Genomic DNA, 21,432 nt, shown 5'->3' on the forward strand with positions numbered 1-21,432 from the left:
TTTGCCATTTATTACCGCACTCCAGGGATCCGAGCCGGGAAGCGGCGAATTCCGCACCCCGGTGTAATTTTCGATTCGAAAACACGAAACGCGTTCGTAAGCGGGGAGCACATTTCGGGCCGCGTTTCATGGGCGACATCGGCCGCTTCATTTCGTGTTCGCGCGTAAATCGCTTCGGGTCGGCGACATGTTTTCCGATGAGGGATTGCGGCGGTTGCGGCCGGCGCGTCTTCGACCGGGCCGACGCCTGCGGCTCGAACAACAGCACGGAATCGAGCGGACGGACCAACGGACCGGTCACGACGACCGGTCCGTCGGCCACCTCGTCCAGGACGAGTGGGTCTCGCTACGTGGCGTGACGCGCGAGCAGCGGCCTGGCGCCGGAACCGTGGACGGGTGCGCGAAATGTTTGCTCACGGCGCGACGTTAAGGCTTGACATCGGTTGGAAGGTCAACCCCGAACAAGGCGGGTCACATGCTGATCGGAGAATTGTCCCGGCGTACCGGGGTCAGCTCGCGGTTGCTGCGGTACTACGAGGCGCAGGGATTGCTTGAGGCCAGGCGTGATTCGAACGGTTACCGCGGCTACGACGAAGACTCGGTGATCACGGTGCGGAAGATTCGCGCCTTGCTGAATGCGGGCCTGACCACCGAGGTGATCCGTGTGGTGTTGCCGTGCACCCGGGGCGAGCATCCCGAATTCGACTGGTGCGCGGATCTGCGGGCCATCATGGACCGGGAACTGGCGGCCATGGACGAACGTATCGACGGTCTCCAACGTAACCGCGGTACCCTGGCCGGCTATCTGGCACAGCCCTGAGCCGCCACCCGGACGAACGCACCGACCGACAAGATCGACATGCGCACCGGCAAAACGGTGTCGGTACCCGGCAAGTTCGAGGCGATCGGCATCAAGGCCGGCGTCGCCAAGACCGGGCGGACCCTGCGGAAGGCGGTCATCCGCGGCCTGCCGAAGGACGGAGGCGTCTCCGATATCTCCCTCTGGCAGAGCGGATCCGAGGTCACGCTCGTCTACCACGACATGGAAGTCATGTGCACTTATGCGGTCGACGTCAGCACCGGGCAGGTCCGGCAACCGGCTCGCCATCCCGGCGACAGGTTCAAGCAAATGACCTTGTCTGGACGCGCGGGCGGCGGATATGGACCGCATGTGGATGCTTGGAGATCGCCGGTGGTTTCGTGAGCACCTTTTGGGCGAGCAGCACAGATCCCGCTACGAGCGCAGGTTCAGGAGGCACGCCGGGATGAAGGCGACCACCTTGAGAAAGCCGACGATGCCCACCGGAGCGTCTGCAGTCCGAACAAGTCGTTCTCCGCGGTGGACTCGCCGTCCGGTCACAGCCGCCAGGCGTCGAGGTGGCCGATATCCGCCATGACCGGAGTGTGGGGCCGGCCTTGCGAGCCGGCCGGACTTCATGAGGGGTTCGTCGTGATCACCATGGGCTCATCACTGATCACCATCCGCAGATCGACCTTGAGAGCGTCACACAGCGCCCTGGCCTCATCGAGATTGAACGTCTTCCGCTGGCCGCGCTCCAGCTTGCCGATGATCGAACGGTGGATTCCCGTCTGATCGGCGAGGTACTGGACCGTCAGCCCGCGAGCGAGCCGGAGTGCCCTGAGCCGGGCGATGATCGCCGACTGGTCAAGGGTTCCGACCATCATTGCCCTCTCATCCAGCCGGAGCCATTCGCGGACGGTCATGCTCATCGACTCTTCAGGCACGTTCAGAGGTAGGACGAACGGGATGACCCGTGCGCTTTCATCAGCACACAGGGTCACATCCGCGTAGATGGTGGGGCGTGGAGGAGGGGAGATCACAATGTGATCATTGTCCCAGATCGGGCAGAGCCGCGAGGCGGTTTGGCTTCCTCTTCTTCCACGGCGTCGTCCTCCTCCGAATGCGGCATCGAGTCGGTGATCCTGGGCGACTCCAAGGCGCCGAGCCGGTGCGCGAGCGGCATGGCCGAGGCGACCGAGCGGTTCCGCCGCGTCAACGGCCTCCTGCACCTGCCCGAACTCCGCACCGCGCTCGAACGGCACGTCGCACCCTGCGAGGTCGCCCCGGAGTGCCACCACGAGAACGCCGCCTGGCTACGGGGCCGCCGACCAAGTCCCACGAAGCCAAGGACGTCCTCCCCGACCAGCGCCGGCCCTGGCGTACGGCCCGCGGCAATCCGCCGGTGTCCGACCCCGCCCGTTGTGACCAGGCACTCCTGGTGATCATCAGAGTGGACCGCACGCTGTACGAGATCAGAGGGCCAGGCCACGCCGAGGACCGGAGCCGGTGTGGGGCCTCACCGTCCGGTCTGCACACTCCGCGTCCCCGCCAGCCCCGCCCCCTCACCGAAAACCGCGGCTCCATCCCCTAGACAGCCGGCTGCCGCCGCGATCCGGGCGCGCGGCAGTCGGTGCCGACGGGTGGCCCCGCAGAGCTTGGAGGGGCGGGCGGGGCCACCCCACACACGTCCGGCGGTGAGGTCGCCCCCGTACCTCCCGCCGGACCCCAGGCCCTGTGCCTCTCCCCCCGTGGAGGCCAGGGCCGCCCCTTCCGGCAGCGTCCAAACCCAGGTCCTGCTGGACCCCGGCCTCTGCCCGTGCCGCTTCCGGGCAGAGGCCGGCCATCCAACCACGAGGAGGCAGCGATGGACGACGAAGCGCTCGACCTCCCCACCGGAGCCGACGAGCGCATCGAACAAATCCTCGTCGCCATCACTGACCTCGAACACGCCCTCGCGACCCTCATGAACCGGGCCCTCGCCGACCTCGAACACACCGACCCCTGAACGCAGGGAACCCCCGCCGGCCTGCCAGCCGACGGGGGTCTCCTACTTGCTCGACGCCCCACTCAACTGGAGCCCGAACGTGCAGACCTTAACCGACTTGGTCGGCCCTGTTCCGCAGACCCTCGCGGAGGCCGACGCCTTCATAGCGGACCACCCGGTCATATCGGCCATCATCGGCGTGATCGTCATAGCCCTCCTGATCCCCAGCTGCCTCTCGGCTCGCGCCGTCCTCCGTGCCGGGAAACGTCTTCCTCCTCTCCTCATCTCACGTCTCTCCCCCGCCCGTCCGAGGACACCCTCACCGTCATCGCTGCGGGCATCGCCACTGCGGTGAGCGCCAGCGGTATGTGGCAGTTCTTCGAGCGCATCATGCCCGCCGTCCCCTGGTACTGGCGTGTGGCCATGTTCGCGTTCATCGAGGTCGCTGTCATCACATCTGCGGTGCGCGCGAAGAGGTCGATGAAAGAGAAGTACTCGGCGGGCGTCGACGGCATGGCCGTGTGGGCTCTCACGTCGCTGTCCGCGGTCCTGTCCGCCATGGAAGCCGCGTCTCTGCCCGAGGCCGTGTTCCGTCTCGCCGCTCCGCTGGTAGCCGCGTGGCTCTGGGAGCGTGGCATGGCGATCGAGCGGCACCGCCTCACGGGTCTGGCCGGCATCCACTGGCGCATCACCCCGGAGCGGATCCTCGTACGGCTGGGCCTGGCCGAAGCGCGGGACCGAACCGCAAGCGAGGTGGACACCCACCGGCGGCTCACCCGCTTCGCCCTGGCCGCCAAGCGCGTCCACCAGTCCCGCCAGGCAAACGCCTCCGGCCGCAAGATCAGATCCGCCGTCACCAAGCGGGATCGCGCCTTGGACCAGGCGGTAGAGCACACCGACCTCGCCCGCAATAAGGCGACGCAGGCGACCCTGCTGGATATCGCGACCGCCCTCGGCGGCGGCGACAGCATCACCGCTCTCCTGGAGATCGCGGCGGCACCTTGGGCCGACCTCGACCACCCCGCCGTCACCGGCGCCCAGCGCAACAACGACGCCATCAAACTCGCCGGCGCCCTCGACCGGTGGTCCGACACGATCGACCGCAAGCGCAGCAACGACCGCGAGGTGTCCGCCGCGGTCACGTCCCTGGCGGCGTTCGCCGCCGGCCGCCACCTGCCGGCCGCTGGTAGCGCCACCTCCTACCCTGTAGCGCCCCAGGTAGCGGCGATGGTGGCGGGCATGGAGTCGCTCACCTTTCCGACGCCGACTGGGCAACCCTCCTGGCGGCACCGACCGCCACCGACACCGCCACCTCCACCGCCACTTCCGACAAGGTAGCGGAGCAGGTAGCGCCCGAGGTGGCGGAAGACGACTTGGAGGCGATCATCGCGGCCCTCCGCGAGGACGTCACCGACACCGACGACGACACCGAGACCGCTACCGCGTCCGCCACTGAAGCCATGTGGCGCTACTGGCAGGAATGCATCGAGAAGAACGACCTTCCCACCGGCGCCAGGCTCGCCGAGGTGGGCGGCTGCAACGACTCCTACGGCCGCAAGATGCGCAAGGCCTGGTACGGCCAGTTGGACAGCCGGACCCGCCGCCGGCTGGACGCGGCGAAGAAGGTGACGGCATGACCGGAGAGGAGCACTCGACTTTCCACCGCGTTGACCGCCCCGCCCCGGCCGCCCCCCGAGCCGCGCGGCCTGCCACTGAAAAGAAGCAACGCCCACCGCGGATGCTCGGCCTGCTCGCCGTCGCCGCCGTCCTCGCCGCGGCCGTCTGGCTCGGCCTGACCCGATGGGGTCTGAACACCGCAGCGGCATCCGGCATCGCCGGGACGCTGTTCGGGCTCCTGGTCGGTGCGGCGCTGCCCGCCTGGTGCCAGCAGCTCGGCGACCGGGCCGGCATCTCCGCCAAGGCGCGAAAGGCGAGACGATGATCCCGTTTCTCCTGGCCGCCGGATTGCTCGCGGTAGCTGCCGGGGTGCGGCTGTCCCGCTACGACGGCACCCCGCTGCGCGTCTGGTGGGCCCAGGAGCGGATGCACCGGCGCCCCGCGCACATCCTCGGCCGCCTAGCCAAGACCGTGCTCGGCGCGGCCTGCCTAGTCGGCGCGTTCGCCGCCGCCCTGATTCTGGCTGGCGTCCTCCTGGCCGCCCTGGTGGCCGCCGCCGCTGCCGGTCTGGCCTGGTATTGGTTGCGGCTCGGCGCCCGCGCCGCGACCCCGCGCATCTACCCGATCGAGCGCGACGACCTTGACCTCACCGACGCCGGCCCTGACGCGACCGGCTCGATCCCCGCCGTCATCTGGCCGCCGGACGCGCCGCCGCCCGGCCGAGACGACGACCCCGACAATCCGATCCTGGAGGTCTGACCCGTGGCACGCCGTTCGGCCGACCTCGGCAAGATTCCGACCCGCACCCCCGGGCAGGTGCGGGTCTACGGCCGCGCCGCTGATGAGATCCTCGGCGATCTGGCGACCGAGTTCGAGGCCCGCCGCAAAGAGCTCGTCAAGCGGGTGTTCGCCCTGCTGAAGGAGGCTCACAAGCAGGGCCTGGGCACCGGCGAGGACAAGTACCTGCGCGCCCTGTCAGCGACCCGCGGCCTGATCACGGCCGCCGTGGCCGTGCGGGTCGCCCGGCACGGCGTGCGCATCCTGTACCCCGCCCTGGAAAAGCACGCAGGCGTCGAGATCGACCGGCTGCGCGAGAAGAAGTACGGCAAAACCGAGGCCCGCCGCCACAAGCCGGAGCCCGACGACCGGATGGACGTGTGATGGCCCAGCAGCAGGCATTGACGAGCAAGGCGCTACGCGAGACGCGCCGCAGCGAGAAGACCCTGCGTAAGTCACTCGGCGACGTCGGCGGCGAGCTGTCGCAGATGTGGCGGGTGCTCGCACCCTGGACGCTGCTGGCCGCGGCGCTCGGCCTGGCCCCCTTGGCGTGGTGGCTCGCCCGGTGGGGCGAGGTGCAGGCGTTCACCGCGATCTGCATCGCCGTCGCAGGCGTGGTGATGCTGTACGTCTCGCTGACCCTGACCCGGGGCCGCATGCACCTGGGCCGCGCGCACGAGCTGTTCAACGTCTCAGCCCCCGTTGGCGTGGTCGCCTACACCGTGGCCTACGGCCCCGACAAGTACGTGCTCATCGCGTCCGCGATCTTCGGAATCACCAGCGCGATCGTGTGGAACCGGCGCCACACGAGCACGGCGATGCGCGAGCTGGAGCGCCACGGCGGCGCTGGGGGCGCGCTGCCGCAGCGGTGGCGGGCCTTCACCGCCGAACACGCCCCCTCGCTGGTCGACTCCACCATGACCGTGCTCAAGGACAACGCCGACGAACTCGCCGTCGGCCTCGACCTCGGCGAGGCCGGTATCCCGTCCGACGTCGGCCCGCTACTGGAGCGCGTCACCCGTTTCGCCGGCGGCCTGGCCGGCGGCGCCTCTCTGATCGCCGGCGACTACCTCGACAAGGTGATCGTGCGCGTCGCCCGCCGCGACCCGCTCAAGACGGCGATGCACTGGCAGGGGCCGAACGCGCCAGGCGCGAGCATGATCGAGCCGATCGAGGGGATCGGCCGCTACCGGGACCTGCTCGACCTGTCGCTGACCCTGCCGTATGTCGCGCCCCGCACGTCCGACGGCGAGCCCAAGATGCAGTCGCACATTGGCATCTACGGCATGAGCCGCTCAGGCAAGGGCGCATCCGGTGAGCTGCTCGACGTCAACATCGCCACCCGATCCGATGCGATCCTCGTCGTGTGCGACCCGGTCAAGGCCGACCAGCAGCTCGGCCCGATCGAAGCCGGCGCCGACTACGTGCTGAACACCGCCCCCAAGATCAGGTCGTTCTTTCACCGGCTGGTGGCCTCGACGATCCCGACCCGCGCGGCGATCCTCGGCGACCCGACGCGTAACCGGCTCGGCCGGCGTCTGCGCGAGTGGGAGCCCGGCTGCGGCCTGTCGTGGGTCGCGGTGCACGTCTACGAGGCCGCCGCCCTGTTCAACAACCAGGACATGACCAAGCTGACCGAGCGGGCCGCCTCGGTCGGCATCGAGATCATCGTCGAGGTGCAAAAGGGCATTCACGACCGCGTCGACACCAACGCCCGCTCGAACATGGCGGCGATGCTGGTGTTCGGCACCTACGACTACGACGACGCCGCTCTCGTCGTGCCACCCGCGCTGCTGGAGCTCGGCGTCAACCCTGGGGCCTGGCAGAACAAGCAGCCCGGCACCTGCCTCGTCGTGTTTCCTGAGCTGCCGCTCGCCCGCCAGGCCGTACCAGCCCGCTTCGCCCGACATGCTCCCGACGGCTCCGACATCGAGGCCGCCCTCGCCGAGTACATGCATCTGGCCAGCCCCTGCGACCCGTGGACGGTCGCCACCTGGGGCGAGCCCTACCAGGAGTATCGGGCACAGATCGAAGCTAAGCACGGCCGCCGCCCCCAGCAGCACGCCTTCGCCGGCGCGGTCCTGCTCGACGAGCGGCCTGTCCCCGCCGTGTCCCTGCCCACGGCCCCCCGCCCACCGGCCCCACTCCCCACAGGACCCGAGGAGGGATTCGATCTCGGCGAGCCAGGTGAGAGCGAACCGACGGCTGCGGACGAGCGCGCCGAGCTGACCGAAGCCGCCGAGGACGTCGTCGGCGACATGGCGAACATGCTGCACGGCGACGCCGAGGCGGGCGCCGTGCTGGGCCTGGCGGTCGACGGGCTCGAACGCTACGGCCAAGACGATGACGAGGCGGTGGGCCCGCTGGTCGCCGCCGACGACATCGAGTTCCCGCCGGATCCCGACGAAGCGCATTTCGAGCCGATCCTCGACCGCAACGAGGCTTTCGACGTCCTGCTCGCCGTGCTGCGCGACGACGTCGGCGAGGGCGGCACCTTCCGGCCGAGCGACTTGTATGACGCGCTGGATCGGCGGGCCCGCCGAGGGGATTCGTGGGTGCGCAAAGAGCTCAAGACGCTGCAGGGGTGGGGGTGCGTCGAGGATGCCGAGGGTTATGGCGTGTACGAGGTTCGGCACACCCGTCGGGGCGATCTCGACGACTACGCAGAGTCGCTAGTGCTGGAGGTGTGACGCTCTCACTGTGATGCAAGATCACGTCACAGTTACGGGCGGACAAATCAGGCGCGAACCCCTCCCCCTCTTAAGGACACGAGGCGAAACAGCCGGAACGTCACAGTCGCCGTCACAGTCCGCTCAGCACCGCGCACGGCTCGGCGCCCGCGCACGCACGGTAACCACACAAGATCGAGAACGGAAATCCGCGATGACCGATGACCCCCGTTCGAGCCCCTCCGGCAGCGACGTCGAGATGCCCCTGCCGCCCCGCCGTCGAGGCCCTCGACCCGCTGCCCCGAGCAGGGCAAGGGAGATCACAAACGCGGCAGCAACGATCTTCCTCGCCCTGCTCGGGCTGATCTTCTACCCCGACCTGATGACCCTCGCCCCGCCCCTGCCGACGGCTGCGTTCTGGATCCTGCTGGCCGTCTTTCATCTGGCCGCCGCCGACGTCGCGGCCCGCTCGATCCGCGGCCGGCACCTCTGGACACCCACGGTCGTGATCGTTTGCGTGGGCGGGGGAGCGACGATCGTCGCGATCACCCTGGCCTACCTGTCCAACGCCCTCGCTTGATCAACTCACGGGAGACGACATGACCCCGCGAATCTGGCCGCCACGGCAATACGACGACGTGACCGACCAGGCGTTCGACTGGCGAGACTTCGCCCGGTGCGCGGAGATCGACTCAGAGACCTTCTTCCCGGAGAAGGGCGGCTCTGCCAGCGACGCGAAACAGATATGCCGCTCGTGCGAGGTGCGCAACGAATGCCTGGCCTCCGCGCTGGCCAATCACGAGCGGTTCGGCGTTTGGGGTGGCCTGTCCGAACGCGAACGCCGCCCCCTCCTCTCCGCCACCGACTGTGCCGAGGCACGGGGCGTCGGCGACGTGCCGGCGCTCGTCTGATGGGCCGCAAGGCCTGAGAGGAGAACTTCATCATGCTGGGCAAGAAATGGTTCATCGTCTACGCCTCCCCACCGCGGATCGAGGAGACCAGCAGCCGTATCCAACGAGACGCGGTCGTCGGCGCCCTCGGACAGCTCGGCCACCCGTGTGAGGTGATCCCGGCCAAGCGACGAGACGCCGCAGCGGTTCGTAAGGCGCTGCGCGAGCAGCAGCGGCGGATGAACTCCAAAAACACCTAGCCCGGCCTCAGCTGGAGCCGCAACGTCGTCGAACGTTTGTGAGCACCTTCAACGGAGGTTGACATGCCAGAGTCGAGCGACTACACAGCACCAGACTTATCTCACTTCAGAGCAATTCCCAAGACCAAGGATGAGCCACTGATGGTCTTCTCCGCACAGATGACGGTGCCGAACCTGTGAGCCGCTTCCTTCAGGTCGCGGCCCCCGGGGCGGATAGCCTCCCACTTTCGCAGAGGTCTGCTGCATCGCGGCGTCGTGGAGAAGTGCTTTAACTGGCTCAGTTGATGGCATGCATCACCACTTGCTACAACAAGACAATCGAGTCTTATTATCGCAGCACCGTTGACATGACTATAAGATTTTGATTCCACTCTTTGGCAATTCTCAGCGCTTCTCTCCTAGATACTGCGTTTGCAGTGTGCTGAACCATTCACTATTGAGCATGAAACCGGTCAGTCGGTTGACCAATAGAAAAGCTGTCGCCACCTGCTCGTTGAAGTTCCTTCCCGCGACGAGACCGAAGGCTTCCAACTGTTCGTCAAGCCGGGCGGGATTTTCGCCCTCGCGATCCACATAGGGGTTAGTCAAGGACAGTCCGGTGATTATCGTACCGTTTTCTGCCAGCGTGAGGCCGCTGGTGAGGTTGACGGTCCAGTGGATGTTTATTGCCTGGCCGTTTCCTGAGGAAAGGTTGCGGAGGCGATCTGGCTCTGCACCTCGGTAGCTCTGCGGCTCGATGGCGAGAGTCCATGAATCAGAGGCTGGCCCGACAAGAAGGACCGGCGTACGATGGTCGATTCGCCATAGATTGGCGTTGACGTCATGCATTGTCCGCATGGATTTGGATCGCATATTGGCGCCAAGAAGTCGAGCCACACTATCTGCCTGCAGACCTTTGGTCCAAGTCCCGCAGAATTGCTGGAATAGTCCGACGCTTTCCAGTAGGTCGTCAAAATATTCTGTTGCATCCATGAAATCTCGCCGATCTATGCCCCGACGGCCCTCCATTAGATTAACGGAGGGCCGTCTCGCGTTAGAGTGAAATGCTATTTAATGAGAACCCAGTAATTGTCTCTGTCGAGAATTCTGAATCGCTCAAAGAAGTAGTTTAGATCGATTCCAGCATCCCTGTTGTGGAGCTGAGGGACAGGCTTAACGGAGATGTTATCTCCGGCGTACGCGGCACCTTCATAGGAGGTTGCAAACGGATACTCGTCGCATTGATTGCCGTTCCTCTCTGCCGCCGTCCACTCTTTTATGCAGATAGTGTCCTTCCTGTTTTCGTTCCTGCTTGGTACGTCCATCCACCCTTCGGGGAGGTTCTTCTTGTCATAGCGCATGGCCCGGCGCAATGGCATAGCGCGCGGATCGGTCGGTTCTTGTAGTCGCGGGGGAAGGAAGGCCGCGTTTCCCGGAACGACCTTGTTCTCAGCCACTGGCCTTGTAGTCCACGGCTGATAGAACGCCTGCCATATATGCTTAGCGACCTCGCCGGTCGCAGGATCGGTTCGTTTCATCTGGTAGATCATGCGTGCTCTCTTCATACGGCAGCCACCCTTATATCGGACAATCGCCGGCGACGTGTCGCAGAAGATATCTGGCAGGATTTCTGGCTGGAATAGCGGCACCGTATCAATCGGGAGCGCCGCCAGAGCCGTGCTCACCTCGATCCAGGGCCGGAGGGTGCACGTTGCGGTCTTGTCAGGGCTATCAGTGCTGACCGTAGTCGAGTTGAATACAAACTCTTCGTGCGGGTCTGACAACCACGATGAGACGCTTCTTTTCCGGAGTTCCTCTGACTTTGGGTTCACCTCACGACACTCATCCGCAGTATACCCTGGCGCGGGAGCCGCCTTTATGAATGCCTTGATGGATGTTTGTGGAGGATTGTCCCAAGCGTTCCCGTTGGAATCGAACCAGAATGGCTGACTTACCTTTATCCACGCCTTCATGTCTCTCGGCCTGGTCCCGTCCGTACCACTGGCAGAATGATCTGGAATGGCGTGCACGCCTGCACCGTCGCCAGCATAGGTATGAATGACAGCCGTGGCGGATATCTGGAATGCCCCCACTCCTATACGTGTTTTCTTCCCACTCCTATCGGTCTTTTCTTTGAAGATCGGAAGAACCAGCCACTGGCTGTAGCAGTAGAAGTACGGGCGCACATAGCCGATGGCGCCATTGGGACGATTCGATACCTTACTGAGCTGCTCCCGCTCACACCACTCCGCCGTGGGATGCCCCGTTTGCAGGTCCGGGTAGCCATAGGGGAAGGACGCCTCCGCTGTCAACGGAGCGGCGCTCTGAGTTTTAGTTCCTGCCCGAACCGTTGTCTTCTGCGTCGTCGAGGGTTGCGGTCCACTCTGTTTCTGGGAGGAGACGCTGGTGGGTGTGCCGCTGCAGGCACCCAGATCTCGCCAGTCTCCGTTGGAGCCGGGTGCCGTCCCCGACGAGAAGCTGGTGGCCTCCCAGGAGTGTCCCTGCCAGGTGACCCGGTTGCCCGAAGAATAGAACTTGCTGGCGCTCCACGTCGGATACGTACACGCAGGCGTCGGTGTCGGGGTGGGCGTCGGGGTTGGATCGGTGGCGGTGAACGACCACGTGTAGGGAGCGGCCATGGTGTTGCCCGCGGCGTCCTTGGCGCCCCTGACCTCCGCTCCGTAGTAGGCCTTGTCCAGAGGGGCACTCGGGGTGAAGGTCAGCACCGTGTTGCCGGAGGACATCGCCGCGCTGCCAGTGACCTCTTCCTCCAACGCCACGTCCGTCAAGGTGATCCGGGCATCGGTTACCGGTTCACTGAAAGTGATCTTCACCTGGGCGGTGGCCGGTACGTTTGCAGCTTCGTTGGCCGGGCTCACCTCGGTTACGGTTGGCGCCGTCGTGTCCGGCCCCGGTGTGGGGGTTGGCGTCGGAGTGGGGGTGGGTGTGGGGTTGTCGGTGTAGGTGACCTTCAACACCGGCGGATGAGGGTTCGCGCCCGCGTTTTCGGAGGAGTGGAAACCACGGTCGTACTGGGGACCTGAATAAGACTCGTTGACGCTGCGCAGCAGGAAGCCGTGATTGCTCTGATCCGAGGCCCAGTCCTGCACGATGCCGGTGACCGGCCAGGTCCAGGTGACGTTGCTCGGCGGCGTGCCGGCGCAGCCACCGGGGTCCTTGGCGACCGCTTCGCCGCTGGTGGTGGCCGGGGGCTGGTTGTTCCAGGTCAGTGCGCTGGCATCCCAGGCTGCGGTGACGCGCTGGGCCTTGAGGCCCGAGTCGCTGTCACCGCAGCCGTGGGCCTCGGAGTTCCATAACTCCAGTTTGGCGTCGGTGACGGTTTTGCCCGCAAGGGCTGAGGTGTCGAACTTCAGGTATGTCCGTTCGATGATTCCCTCGTACAAGCCGCTCCACAGCGTGGGCTCGCTGGGACCCCTCATTCCCTCATCATGAATCCAAGTGTCTGTCTGCGCCGGTAATGAGATCGTCTGCTCGGTCGGCGGGGCCCCAGTAGTGAACGCCCAGGAATAGGCCTCCATCACATTGCCCGTGACGTCCTTGGCGCCGGTAACGTCGACGACGAACCGCGATGTCGACGCCAGACGGCTCTCTGGAGTGAACGTCAAGATGGTGTTTCCGGCGTCCATAGTGAAGCTTCCGGAAAGGGAAGCATCGGAGGCATCCTTGATGTTCACCCGGGCATCTGCTACAGGTTCGCTGAACACCACTTTGATTGGTGTGTTGGTCGCGACACCAGTGGCGTCGCGCGCGGGAGTCGTCTCCTTGATCGTTGGTGGCGTGGTATCGGGCGCCGCCGTGGTGAAGCTCCAGGTATACGGCGTGGACATGCTGTTGCCCTGAAGATCCTTTGCTCCCTGGATTGTGGCCGTGTAAACGGCGCCGCCCAGCAGATTCTGATGCGGGGAGAAAGCAATGACGCCATTCGTGGGATCCAGCGCCTGGTCGCCGGGAATGGCGACGCCCGCAGGGTCAGTAAGCGACATCCGCGCTCCGGTCACCGCCTCGGTGAACTCAGCGATCATCCGGGCGTCCACCGGAATGTCCGTGGCGTTTCCTTCCGGTATGGTCGATTTAACTGCTGGTGGTGTCGAATCGGGTTGCGGCGTCGGGATCGGCGATGTCGTAGGCCAAGGCGCCTCCGACACTTGGGTCGGGTCTTCTCCGGGCAGCGGCTGGAGCGCGTCCCTGTCGACTTCGTACGGGTCGTCGGTTCCGCTGTCAGTATTAGTCTGCTCAATGGTCCGGCCAGGCAGATCGGGAATGCCCTGGTACCCGGTGATCTGCTTGGCCACCGCCTCTTCGTAGCTCGGCATGGACTGCAGCGGTTTACTGGAGCCCATCCACATGCTTACGTACGTTTCCGCCGCTGGTTGATAGTTCACGAAGAGAACAGGTCCGCGAGGGCTGCCCGGCCAGCCGTCATAGCCGCCGTATTCGAAGGAGCGGTACCAGCGCCAGTTGGTGAGGTCGCTTTCGCTGACGGAGCGAAGCCGGACACCGTAGTCGTGCTGGCCGTCCATCCAGCCCTGAACCATCTGCTCGATGGAGTAGTACAGCTCGCCCTCACCCCGATTGGGGCAGCTTGCGTCGTAGGCACCCTTGTTGCCGACCTGAGCGCTGGCAGTCGTCTGCGGCTGGCTGCTCCAGGTCAGCGTGTTGATATTCCAGTCGGTGATGATCGGCTGGGCGAGGATGCCGGAGTTGATCTCTGAGTCGCAGGTGTTGGAGTCGTGGTTCCATAGCCGCAGGTCGGCGTTTTCGACCGTGCCGCCCATCAGTGGAGTGTTGGCGATGTTGAAGCGGATGAAGGCGCGCCAGGTCACGCTGCCGCTGTTGGACTTACCGGCGATCAGGTCGGGTTTGGTGCTGTTGAATCTGCCATCGCCCTGGGTGCCGCTGTTGATGTAGGTGTCACCGTCGACGCCGGTACCGGTCCAGGTATCGGAAGCGGCGGCCACCGTGACGGGAAAGGTGACCGAGGGGTCGGCGAGGAAACCGGCGTCCGGGGTGATCACCAGCGCCTGGCCCACGGCCTTTTGCTCGACGACAGTGGTGGCGGTGGCGGTGCGGCCGGCGTCGGGGTCCTTCGCGGCGAGCGCGTCGGTCATTGGCGCGGCCGTGACAGCGGTGGTCTCTTTTTCCTTTTTGGCGGTGAGAAGGGTGGGCCGTCCGGAAGAGTCCTTGCCGTAGCTCATGCCCTTGGGCAGGTCAACGGGGATGCGGATTTTCAGCTTGGTTGTGGGTCGCTGACGGAAGACAACCTCTTGCTGGAAACCGGTGGGCGTTGCGGTGACGACCAGGTCGATGCCCTCGCCATAGGCCGACGGGTAGGTGGCGACGTTGCCGGCCAGTTGCGGCTTGGGCAGCTTGGCGGTGGCGGAGACGGTGGCTTTGCCCTTGTCGCTTGCGACCTCCACCAGCGCGGTGTCTCCACCGGCCGACAGAGTCAGCTCTCCCTTAATGGCCTTGGGCGTGATGACCCCGTCGTGCTCGACCAGGGTGGTGTCGATCGGTTGCCACGCCCCGTTTTTCTGGACCCGGATGGGCGTGGAGTGCAGCTCGGTGTAGAGCGTTTTGCCGTCGGGGTTGGCGTAGGTGGTCGAGTTCTCAGCCCGGTAGGAATCGATCTCGATCCGCTTGTTTTGCTTTTTCGCCTCCTGCTGTGCCACGTCCACCGGGTTGGGGGAAGCCGTCGACGTCGCCTTGGAAGAGGCAGGTGCGGGAGGTGAGGGGGTGGGAGTCGGTTCTGCGATGGCGGGGGCTGCCATCAGGGAGGTAGATAGCCCCAGAGCGGCTATCAGGGAGGTGCGGCGGTAGCTGCGGGCTAACACGCCGGGCCTCGGTCTATGTGTGTTCACTCCGACCTTTCTCGAACGTTTGTAGCAAACCGGGTGATCTTTACATAAGGTCGAAGTAAAAGCAAAGATCATTTCTATGTATGCGAGGGCTTGCTCAGTGTGACCTCAGCGGGGAGAAAGTTGCTGCAGCGTGCACCAGCAATCCGGTGTTCGATCAGCTCCGAAACCAGGCAACGTAGATGATCTCGCTCGCTTCCGGACCAGTGAAGAGAGGTAATGCCGGCCGGTTGGCTATGAGAGCCAGGCAGCAGCCATACATGCGGGCAACCCACCCTCGAATGGGGACGTCTCCGTATCCGCCCGTCGCGGGGTGCCCGTGGATCGTACGCTCACCTCATGGACGGTCTGATCGCGTTCCTGCGCGCCCGCTGGGGCGAGGAGGAGGCTGACGCCCGCCTCGCCTCCGCGGTGTACGGCAAGTCCTGGTGGTGGAACCCGGCCTTCGGTCTAGTGAAAGGCGACCCAGACGACAGCGAGGCTACGTCGATCTTCTCCCTCGGCGAGGAGACCGTCGCCGAGGTGTGGAGCGAGGTCGGCCCGCACATCGCCCGCCACGACCCGGCCCGCGTGCTCCGCGACATCGAGGCCAAGTGGCGGATGCTGGAGCTGGCGCAGGACATGCTCGCCTCGCCAATCGAGCCAGGCGCCGGCCAAGACCTCCGCCTGTTCGCCCTGCCGTACGCCGACCACTCCGACTACCAGCCGGAGTGGAAGCCGTAGCCGAGTCCGATTCGGTTTCGGTGTGAACCTCCCGCACCCGGCCGACGTCCAACCCTGTGAGGCCCTGGCGTGCGGCCAACGGGCCTCGCCTTTCCTCCGAGGCGCTACCGCCCCTGCGGACGATCATCCCGCGGCGCGAGTATGGCGGCATGGATGACGATGGCCTCACAGCAGCCCTGACTCGTCTCACGGACGATTCCCGCCGGACATGGCGAGCTCAGATCGCCGGAGCCTCCGACGAAGAGGTCGCGGCCATCATGCAGGCGCCCGCGTTCGGCGAACAGTAGCCGCATAATGCGTTACCTACGCTTCTCCAGCGCGGAGTAGCCACGAGCACAAAGAAGAGACATGATGCCCTCCACAAGCTCCCCGCTGAACGACAAATACGCCAGGCTGCCCCTTGAGGAACTTGGCCTCACGGTGCGGGCGTACGCCCCTCTTAAGCGTGCGGGCATAAACACGTATGGCGAGCTGGTCGCTCACAGTGAGCAGGGTCTGCTGGCGATCGAGCGCAACGGTCCCATGTATGTCGAGGAAGTCAAACGAAGGCTTGCCGCTATCGGCCTGTCCCTGCAGCAGTCCCCTGCCGTACCGCGCTGAAGTAACGAGGGCATCCTGCTGACCGCCAGCGCGTGATTACCCGGCCGCGTGAGCGTGCTCGCCGAGGAGGCGACCGTGAAGCTCATCGACAACACCATCGGCGAGGAAATCCCCTGCTGGACCCGCGTCCCTGATCAGGAAGGACGCTCTTGCCTCGTTGAGCACCTCGTGGACCGATGGGATGGAAAGTTCGTTCTCATCTCACATGCAGATGCATGCGCTCACCTGGTTCCGCCCGCTTCCCTCGGCGCGCGGATCGAGGAGTAGCTGCCCCCTTCGCGACGAGAAGCCCCACTCAGCACGGGCAGGGACTGTCTACTGTCCGGATCGGTTCCGGCGCGCCCGTAATCCGGGCATAGGGGTGACACGTCCCCTCTGTGAGGAGGGATCATGGCATCACTCGACGCCCTCGCGGACGGTCTCTGGGTAGAGCTCGTCCTGGCCGAGGTACTCCACCACGAGGCCGAACGGCTCACCGACGGCTGACAGTCCGGTCCCGCCTCCGGCGAGAGGAGGCGGGACCGAGCGCCGGACTAACCTCGAAACGGCATCTCTCGTCCCACCAGCTCCCATGAGGTCCACATAAGGTGTCGCGAGTGATCCCCGTGACCCTGGACGCGGCGGTAGCCGATGCCCGCATCGCTGCGATGGAGTTCGACGACGCGCTTGCCTGGTTGGAGGATGCCCGCACGAGGCCGATGGAGCCTCTCGCTGCGGACGTCTGGGTCACCGACCACACCTTCAGCCATGTCTTGCTGATCAGGCACCGGTGGCGCGGCTGGGTCCCACCCGGCGGCAAGGTCGAACCGGGCGAGACGCCACGCCAAGCGGCGCTCCGCGAGCTGCTGGAGGAGACAGGCATTTCAGCGGAGCTGCTGCCGACGCCAGCGGCCGTCTCCGTCCGCGCCTACCGCTCGGACTGGTCGCCAACGCTGGGACTGTCGTATGCGGCGATCGTCGACCGCGGGCTCCCCCTATCTGGGGAGAGCGGACAGCCAGCCGCCTGGATCCCGCTGGAACACAACTGGCAAGGCGCCTTCCCTGAAGACCGCGACAGAATCCGTCGGCACGTCCAGCACCTCGCTCAAGCCTCCGAGACCGCCCGCTGACGTCCGCCCCCGGGGACCATGCCCTCCAGCTACCCGGTCCCGGCTCCGGCAAGGGGAGCCGGGGCCTTCGATCACCTGTCCCGCATGCCACATCATCGCAACCATTCGCAACATCTAGCGACACTGCGCAACACGCCGCGTACCGTCCCAGGTGAACCAATCCCCCAGCAGCGATGATGAGGTGACAGTGGGTACCTCCCGCATCGATGAAGCGAAAGGCATCCTCGCCGCACGGCTCAAAGCGCTCCGCCTGGATGCGAACCTCACCGGCCGGGCTCTCGCCGTGAAGACCGAAATCGACCACACCAAGATCTCGAAGATCGAGAACGCGAAGCAGCTCCCCAGCCAGGACGACATCCGCGCCTGGTGCGCAGCATGCGGAGCAGAGGAACAGGTGATTGACTTGATCGCGGCAGCGAAGAACGTCGAGGCCATGTACACCGAATGGCGGCGCCTGGAGGAGACCGGCCTCGGCCACGTGCAGCGCTCGTTCCTACCGCTATATGACAAGACGCGCCGGTTCCGGGTGTGGCAGCACTCCGCCATCCCGGGCCTGATCCAGACCGAGGCGTACGCTCGCGGCCACCTGGGGACCATCATCGACTGGCGGGGCATCCCCGACGACCTCGACGCCGCGGTGGAGGCTCGCCTCAAGCAGCAGGACATCCTGAGGAACGGCGATAAGCGGTTCGCGTTCATCGTCGGCGAGCAGGCGCTGCGCACCCCGCTTGTCGAACCGGAGGACATGGCTGCTCAGCTCGACCGGCTCGTCGAGCTGACCACCGGTGTCGCGAACGTGTCGTTCGGGATCATCCCGGCGTCGGCACGGCCGGCCATGATGCCGCCGGAGAGTTTCTGGATCTACGACGCCGACCGGGTGCGGGTGGACACGGTGCCGGGCCAGGTCCAGCACAAGGCGCCCTCGGACGTGCAGGTGTATGAGAAAGCGTTCGAGGCGCTGCACACCGTCGCGGTGTACGGGCAAGCAGCCCGCGACCTCCTACAGATCGCTGCGAGTGAGTTTCAAGCAACATAGCGCAACATCATTGATGCGGGGTCACTCGGATACCTAGCGTCGTTGGCGTGCCCCCGCGATTCACCCCGGGACGGATCCCAGGCAGGGGCGCAGATCGGGTCTCATCAACGGCACCATCAACTCTGGAGACGAGATGACTGTCACCGCAGAACGCCCGACCCTCACCAGCCCCCGCACCCTCATCGCGCCGGAGCTGTTCAATCGGCTCGTCGGGCGGATCCGCATCGACCACCCCGAGCACGCCCACCAGGCCGAGCAGATCATGACCGAGGCGCTCGCCTTCCTCGGCACCTGTGCAGTCAACCCCGGCGCCAGCCTCGGCCCGTCCGACCTCGTCGACATCGGCTGGCACACCTTCCTGATGTACACCGAGGACTACGCTCGCTTCTGCGAGGATGTCGCCGGCCGATTCATCCACCACACCCCCGACGACGTCGAGGGCACCGAAGGCGGAGCAGCACTCGCCGTCACCATCGCGGCGATCGAGGCGGCCGGGTACCCGGTCAACAAGAACCTCTGGCCGAAGGGGGCCGAGTGCACCAGCAAGTGCAACCAGTGCCACGCGGGCTGCTATGACAGCCCGAAGAAGCTGGGCTGACCTGCCTGAGCAGGCACGCGCGGCGATCCAGGAGCAGGTCGGCGCCGTCACCGACGTCTGGTCAGCGGCGGCTGGCCTGACCTGTGGAATCGCCGCACGTATCAGCACCGCTGAGGGGGCCGTCTTCTTCGTGAAGGCGGCTCCCGCCGCTGCGCCTGTCGCCAACCATCTGCTGCGGGAGCGCGCCGCTAACCAGGCGCTGCCGGCGAGCCTCCCCGCCCCCCGCCTGCGGTGGACGGCCGATGTCGCCGACTGGCATGTGCTTCTGTTCGAGCACGCGCCCGGCCGCCCTGCGGACCTGGCCCCCGGATCGCCGGACCTGCCCGCCGTGTTAGACGCGGTGACCGCCATCTCCGTCCCGTGCCCGTGGCCCGCCCCACCTGTGGCCGGAAAGATCCGCGGGCTCCTGCGCGTGGCCGAGGAGCTCCTGACCGACTCTCCCGCTGAGCTCAGCCATTACGAGCCTCTCATCAAGAGCCTGAACCTGGACGAGTTCGTCGGGGGGATGCTGCTCCATGCCGACCTGCACAAGGACAACCTGCTCGTCGACAGCGGGCGCGCGCGGATCGTCGACTGGTCGATGGCCTGCTCGGGTGCGGCCTGGCTGGACGTCGCGCTGCTCATCCCTCGGCTGATCGACGCCGGCCACACGCCCGCCGAGGCTGAGCAGGTCGCCGCCCGGGTACCCGCGTGGGGCTCGGCTCCTGCCGACGCCACCACCGCACTGGCAGCTGCCCGAGCGCTGTTCGCCGTCCGCATGGGGCAGATCGGCCCACCGCATCTACGGGCACAGCGGGAGCGAACCGCCGCGGCATGCCGAGCATGGGTGGAGTACCGCACCAGCTGAGCCCAGAACGAAGGAGTCCCCGCCCATGCTGGGCGGGGGCTTCTCTGCTGGCCAGCCTCGGTTCCGGCGAGGGAGCCGGGATCCGCAAAAGGCGGCTACAGCTCGACACGCTCGATCTGGCCAGGCGAGCCCTTCCCGGCGTAGTCGAGGAAGTCGCGGACGGTGGGGATGTGCTGGTGGCCGGCGAGCTGTCCGCGGAGTTCTTCGAGGGTGCTGGTGGTGCGGGCGGAGTCGATGCCGCCCATGGTGGTGATGACCTGGTGGCCGATGTCGAGGGCAGCGTCGATGTCGCCGATGGCTAGATGAGCTTCAGCTTTGCGGGCCTGGTAGATGACGGCGCCCCGGGTTTCGCGTGCGGTGTCGTATGGGTCGGCGTGGGTGAGGGCAGCGTCGAAGTTTTCCAGAGCCCGTCGATGCTCGCCGAGGCTGAGGGCGGAGCTGGCGGCCACTTGATGGAGTTCACCGTGGTTGATCCAGTACATCGACGGCAGGTCCGCCTGCGGGTTGTCGGCTCGGCTGTAGGCGTCGAAAGCGGCGTCGACCTGGTGCCAGGCGGCGGTGGGCTCGCCCGCTTTGGACTGGGCGCGGGCTGCGCGGGCGTGGAGCATGGCCATCACGCGGGGCGATGAGATCTTACGGCGGTCGGCGAGGGCACCTTCGACAAGGTGGAGGGCGCCGTTGAGGTCGTCTGCGTTGTAGCGCAGATTGGCCCAGAAGGCGAGGGTGACCGCTCCCAGGGCGGGGTCTTTCGCGCAGGCGGAGGCGCGCAGGGAGGTGATGAAGTGGCGTTCGGCGGCGGCTCGGCGACCGTGATCGTATGCGCACCAGCCCGCCAGGCGGGATGCCTCTGTTGCGGCTGCGAACAGACGCCGTCCGGTTGCTTCGGTGTAGGAGGCGTTTTTCAGGAGGTCGGTGATCAGCCGCAATTCCAAGACGGCGGCGTCGTAGACGTGGCCGGCGCCGACGGTGTCATCGAGGTGGCGCAGGGCGTCGAGGCGTACATCGAACAGGGCGGTGGCCTCGGCGCCGACTCGGCGCCTGCGGTCGGTGACCGCCAGGGCTGGTTCGGCGGTGCGCCATTGCGCGACGGCCGCGGCCAGCGTGCTGGTGGTAGCGATCAGAAAGCCGCGACGGTCCACGGGACCTCCCATATCCGTCAGTGAGTTCACCGTACCCGCCACCGTCCACGGTGACTCCAGTACGGTCCGGTCGTCATCGAGGGCCAGCAGCAGGAAGTCCGGCCAGCCGTACCGGTCAACGTCTGCGAGGTCGATGCCGTGCAGGCTGGCGATCGCCAGCAGCGCGGTCCTCTCCGGGGTTACGCCTTTTGCGTCCACCGGCAGGCTTTTTCCTTGCGGTAGGCCATCGCGCCGAACCCGAGGGCCAGGTGACGGTCAGCCACCCGCTTGAGGTAGCGAGCCGCGGTCAGGTTGTGCCGGGCCATCAGCGTGGTGAGCGGGTGGCACTCGACGGCGGTGGCTGTGATCACGGGCGCTCTACCTCCCCCAGGAAAGGGTCTCCAGTCTCCGCGCCGACCGGGCCGCTGGGAAGACGGCACGGCCCGGAGGCAACCGAGAGCAACCCCGCGCGTCTTCTCCGGCGGCCTTCTCGGCCCCACCGTTGGCAGTGCCCGCCCAGCAGAGCGCCCGGCTCTTCGACACCACG

Annotated in this window: 24 protein-coding genes; 19 read left to right on the top strand and 5 right to left on the bottom strand. The window is 66.0% G+C overall.

Going from position 1 to position 21,432, the window contains the following annotated elements; genetic code table 11:
* Nucleotides 1–475 precede the first annotated feature (475 nt).
* Both ACQPYK_RS36220 and ACQPYK_RS36225 read left to right on the top strand, forming a co-directional pair.
* Nucleotides 476–820: a MerR family transcriptional regulator gene (locus ACQPYK_RS36220; RefSeq protein ID WP_433241435.1), complete on the top strand. Its 345-nt coding sequence runs from the start codon at nt 476–478 to the stop codon at nt 818–820.
* A 39-nt stretch (nt 821–859) separates the two neighbouring features.
* On the top strand, nt 860–1,204 hold the full coding sequence (locus ACQPYK_RS36225) for a hypothetical protein (RefSeq protein WP_433241438.1): 345 nt from the start codon (nt 860–862) through the stop codon (nt 1,202–1,204).
* Nucleotides 1,205–1,434: 230 nt separating this feature from the next.
* On the opposite strand, the gene ACQPYK_RS36230 is transcribed toward ACQPYK_RS36225, so the two are convergent.
* Nucleotides 1,435–2,064: a helix-turn-helix domain-containing protein gene (locus tag ACQPYK_RS36230; protein ID WP_433241441.1), complete on the bottom strand. Its 630-nt coding sequence runs from the start codon at nt 2,062–2,064 to the stop codon at nt 1,435–1,437.
* A gap of 602 nt (nt 2,065–2,666) precedes the next feature.
* Here ACQPYK_RS36230 and ACQPYK_RS36235 point away from each other — a divergent pair.
* The 10 genes from ACQPYK_RS36235 to ACQPYK_RS36280 all read left to right on the top strand — a co-directional run bounded on the left by ACQPYK_RS36235 (nt 2,667) and on the right by ACQPYK_RS36280 (nt 8,999).
* Nucleotides 2,667–2,807 carry a hypothetical protein gene (locus ACQPYK_RS36235; protein WP_433241444.1) on the top strand — a complete coding sequence of 47 codons (141 nt, stop codon included), beginning with the start codon at nt 2,667–2,669 and terminating at the stop codon, nt 2,805–2,807.
* A 330-nt stretch (nt 2,808–3,137) separates the two neighbouring features.
* Nucleotides 3,138–4,124 carry a hypothetical protein gene (locus tag ACQPYK_RS36240; RefSeq protein ID WP_433241447.1) on the top strand — a complete coding sequence of 329 codons (987 nt, stop codon included), beginning with the start codon at nt 3,138–3,140 and terminating at the stop codon, nt 4,122–4,124.
* Between the two features lie 20 nt (nt 4,125–4,144).
* A complete protein-coding gene (locus ACQPYK_RS36245) occupies nt 4,145–4,423 on the top strand; it encodes a hypothetical protein (protein WP_433241450.1) in 279 nt (92 codons plus the stop codon).
* On the top strand, nt 4,420–4,728 hold the full coding sequence (locus ACQPYK_RS36250; RefSeq protein ID WP_433241453.1) for a hypothetical protein: 309 nt from the start codon (nt 4,420–4,422) through the stop codon (nt 4,726–4,728). The genes ACQPYK_RS36245 and ACQPYK_RS36250 overlap by 4 nt, the downstream gene beginning before the upstream one ends.
* Complete coding sequence (locus tag ACQPYK_RS36255) at nt 4,725–5,162, top strand: hypothetical protein (protein WP_433241456.1); 438 nt, start codon at nt 4,725–4,727, stop codon at nt 5,160–5,162. The genes ACQPYK_RS36250 and ACQPYK_RS36255 overlap by 4 nt, the downstream gene beginning before the upstream one ends.
* 3 nt (nt 5,163–5,165) lie before the next feature.
* Nucleotides 5,166–5,564, top strand: coding sequence for a hypothetical protein (locus ACQPYK_RS36260; protein ID WP_433241459.1), 399 nt, complete (start codon nt 5,166–5,168; stop codon nt 5,562–5,564).
* The gene (locus ACQPYK_RS36265) at nt 5,564–7,870 is read left to right on the top strand and encodes a hypothetical protein (protein ID WP_433241462.1); all 2,307 of its coding nucleotides are present in this window, start codon (nt 5,564–5,566) and stop codon (nt 7,868–7,870) included. Before ACQPYK_RS36260 ends, ACQPYK_RS36265 begins: the two co-directional genes overlap by 1 nt.
* 193 nt (nt 7,871–8,063) lie before the next feature.
* Complete coding sequence (locus tag ACQPYK_RS36270; protein WP_433241465.1) at nt 8,064–8,429, top strand: hypothetical protein; 366 nt, start codon at nt 8,064–8,066, stop codon at nt 8,427–8,429.
* Nucleotides 8,430–8,448: 19 nt separating this feature from the next.
* Nucleotides 8,449–8,760, top strand: coding sequence for a WhiB family transcriptional regulator (locus ACQPYK_RS36275; protein WP_433241467.1), 312 nt, complete (start codon nt 8,449–8,451; stop codon nt 8,758–8,760).
* A 32-nt stretch (nt 8,761–8,792) separates the two neighbouring features.
* Nucleotides 8,793–8,999, top strand: a complete 207-nt coding sequence (locus ACQPYK_RS36280) for a hypothetical protein (RefSeq protein ID WP_433241469.1) — start codon at nt 8,793–8,795, stop codon at nt 8,997–8,999.
* Nucleotides 9,000–9,383: 384 nt separating this feature from the next.
* Here ACQPYK_RS36280 and ACQPYK_RS36285 read toward each other — a convergent pair whose 3' ends face one another.
* Complete coding sequence (locus ACQPYK_RS36285) at nt 9,384–9,971, bottom strand: DUF6461 domain-containing protein (RefSeq protein ID WP_433241471.1); 588 nt, start codon at nt 9,969–9,971, stop codon at nt 9,384–9,386.
* A 74-nt stretch (nt 9,972–10,045) separates the two neighbouring features.
* On the bottom strand, nt 10,046–14,668 hold the full coding sequence (locus ACQPYK_RS36290; RefSeq protein WP_433241473.1) for an Ig-like domain-containing protein: 4,623 nt from the start codon (nt 14,666–14,668) through the stop codon (nt 10,046–10,048).
* Between the two features lie 525 nt (nt 14,669–15,193).
* Here ACQPYK_RS36290 and ACQPYK_RS36295 point away from each other — a divergent pair.
* The 7 genes from ACQPYK_RS36295 to ACQPYK_RS36325 all read left to right on the top strand — a co-directional run bounded on the left by ACQPYK_RS36295 (nt 15,194) and on the right by ACQPYK_RS36325 (nt 19,767).
* On the top strand, nt 15,194–15,577 hold the full coding sequence (locus ACQPYK_RS36295) for a DUF6221 family protein (protein WP_433241476.1): 384 nt from the start codon (nt 15,194–15,196) through the stop codon (nt 15,575–15,577).
* A gap of 351 nt (nt 15,578–15,928) precedes the next feature.
* On the top strand, nt 15,929–16,177 hold the full coding sequence (locus tag ACQPYK_RS36300) for a DNA-directed RNA polymerase subunit alpha C-terminal domain-containing protein (RefSeq protein WP_433241479.1): 249 nt from the start codon (nt 15,929–15,931) through the stop codon (nt 16,175–16,177).
* 75 nt (nt 16,178–16,252) lie between these two features.
* Nucleotides 16,253–16,444 (top strand): hypothetical protein, encoded by a 192-nt coding sequence (locus ACQPYK_RS36305; protein WP_433241482.1) that lies wholly within the window; start codon nt 16,253–16,255, stop codon nt 16,442–16,444.
* A gap of 329 nt (nt 16,445–16,773) precedes the next feature.
* Nucleotides 16,774–17,286 carry an NUDIX hydrolase gene (locus ACQPYK_RS36310; RefSeq protein ID WP_433241485.1) on the top strand — a complete coding sequence of 171 codons (513 nt, stop codon included), beginning with the start codon at nt 16,774–16,776 and terminating at the stop codon, nt 17,284–17,286.
* A gap of 187 nt (nt 17,287–17,473) precedes the next feature.
* Nucleotides 17,474–18,322, top strand: coding sequence for a helix-turn-helix domain-containing protein (locus ACQPYK_RS36315; RefSeq protein ID WP_433241488.1), 849 nt, complete (start codon nt 17,474–17,476; stop codon nt 18,320–18,322).
* A 133-nt stretch (nt 18,323–18,455) separates the two neighbouring features.
* Nucleotides 18,456–18,920 (top strand): glycine-rich domain-containing protein, encoded by a 465-nt coding sequence (locus ACQPYK_RS36320; RefSeq protein WP_433241491.1) that lies wholly within the window; start codon nt 18,456–18,458, stop codon nt 18,918–18,920.
* Nucleotides 18,895–19,767: a phosphotransferase gene (locus ACQPYK_RS36325; RefSeq protein ID WP_433241494.1), complete on the top strand. Its 873-nt coding sequence runs from the start codon at nt 18,895–18,897 to the stop codon at nt 19,765–19,767. The genes ACQPYK_RS36320 and ACQPYK_RS36325 overlap by 26 nt, the downstream gene beginning before the upstream one ends.
* A gap of 95 nt (nt 19,768–19,862) precedes the next feature.
* On the opposite strand, the gene ACQPYK_RS36330 is transcribed toward ACQPYK_RS36325, so the two are convergent.
* On the bottom strand, nt 19,863–21,104 hold the full coding sequence (locus tag ACQPYK_RS36330; RefSeq protein ID WP_433241497.1) for a hypothetical protein: 1,242 nt from the start codon (nt 21,102–21,104) through the stop codon (nt 19,863–19,865).
* On the bottom strand, nt 21,086–21,256 hold the full coding sequence (locus ACQPYK_RS36335) for a hypothetical protein (RefSeq protein WP_433241499.1): 171 nt from the start codon (nt 21,254–21,256) through the stop codon (nt 21,086–21,088). The genes ACQPYK_RS36330 and ACQPYK_RS36335 overlap by 19 nt, the downstream gene beginning before the upstream one ends.
* Between the last annotated feature and the right edge of the window lie 176 nt (nt 21,257–21,432).

The organism is Streptosporangium sp. CA-135522 (assembly GCF_050949235.1).
Lineage (GTDB): Bacteria > Actinomycetota > Actinomycetes > Streptosporangiales > Streptosporangiaceae > Streptosporangium.

Coding starts and splice junctions, on each gene's coding strand:
- ACQPYK_RS36220 (WP_433241435.1), top strand. CDS start 476: ATGCTGATCGGAGAATTGTCCCGGCGTACCGGGGTCAGCTCGCGGTTG.
- ACQPYK_RS36225 (WP_433241438.1), top strand. CDS start 860: ATGCGCACCGGCAAAACGGTGTCGGTACCCGGCAAGTTCGAGGCGATC.
- ACQPYK_RS36235 (WP_433241444.1), top strand. CDS start 2,667: ATGGACGACGAAGCGCTCGACCTCCCCACCGGAGCCGACGAGCGCATC.
- ACQPYK_RS36250 (WP_433241453.1), top strand. CDS start 4,420: ATGACCGGAGAGGAGCACTCGACTTTCCACCGCGTTGACCGCCCCGCC.
- ACQPYK_RS36255 (WP_433241456.1), top strand. CDS start 4,725: ATGATCCCGTTTCTCCTGGCCGCCGGATTGCTCGCGGTAGCTGCCGGG.
- ACQPYK_RS36265 (WP_433241462.1), top strand. CDS start 5,564: ATGGCCCAGCAGCAGGCATTGACGAGCAAGGCGCTACGCGAGACGCGC.
- ACQPYK_RS36270 (WP_433241465.1), top strand. CDS start 8,064: ATGACCGATGACCCCCGTTCGAGCCCCTCCGGCAGCGACGTCGAGATG.
- ACQPYK_RS36275 (WP_433241467.1), top strand. CDS start 8,449: ATGACCCCGCGAATCTGGCCGCCACGGCAATACGACGACGTGACCGAC.
- ACQPYK_RS36280 (WP_433241469.1), top strand. CDS start 8,793: ATGCTGGGCAAGAAATGGTTCATCGTCTACGCCTCCCCACCGCGGATC.
- ACQPYK_RS36285 (WP_433241471.1), bottom strand. CDS start 9,971: ATGGATGCAACAGAATATTTTGACGACCTACTGGAAAGCGTCGGACTA.
- ACQPYK_RS36295 (WP_433241476.1), top strand. CDS start 15,194: ATGGACGGTCTGATCGCGTTCCTGCGCGCCCGCTGGGGCGAGGAGGAG.
- ACQPYK_RS36300 (WP_433241479.1), top strand. CDS start 15,929: ATGCCCTCCACAAGCTCCCCGCTGAACGACAAATACGCCAGGCTGCCC.
- ACQPYK_RS36320 (WP_433241491.1), top strand. CDS start 18,456: ATGACTGTCACCGCAGAACGCCCGACCCTCACCAGCCCCCGCACCCTC.
- ACQPYK_RS36325 (WP_433241494.1), top strand. CDS start 18,895: ATGACAGCCCGAAGAAGCTGGGCTGACCTGCCTGAGCAGGCACGCGCG.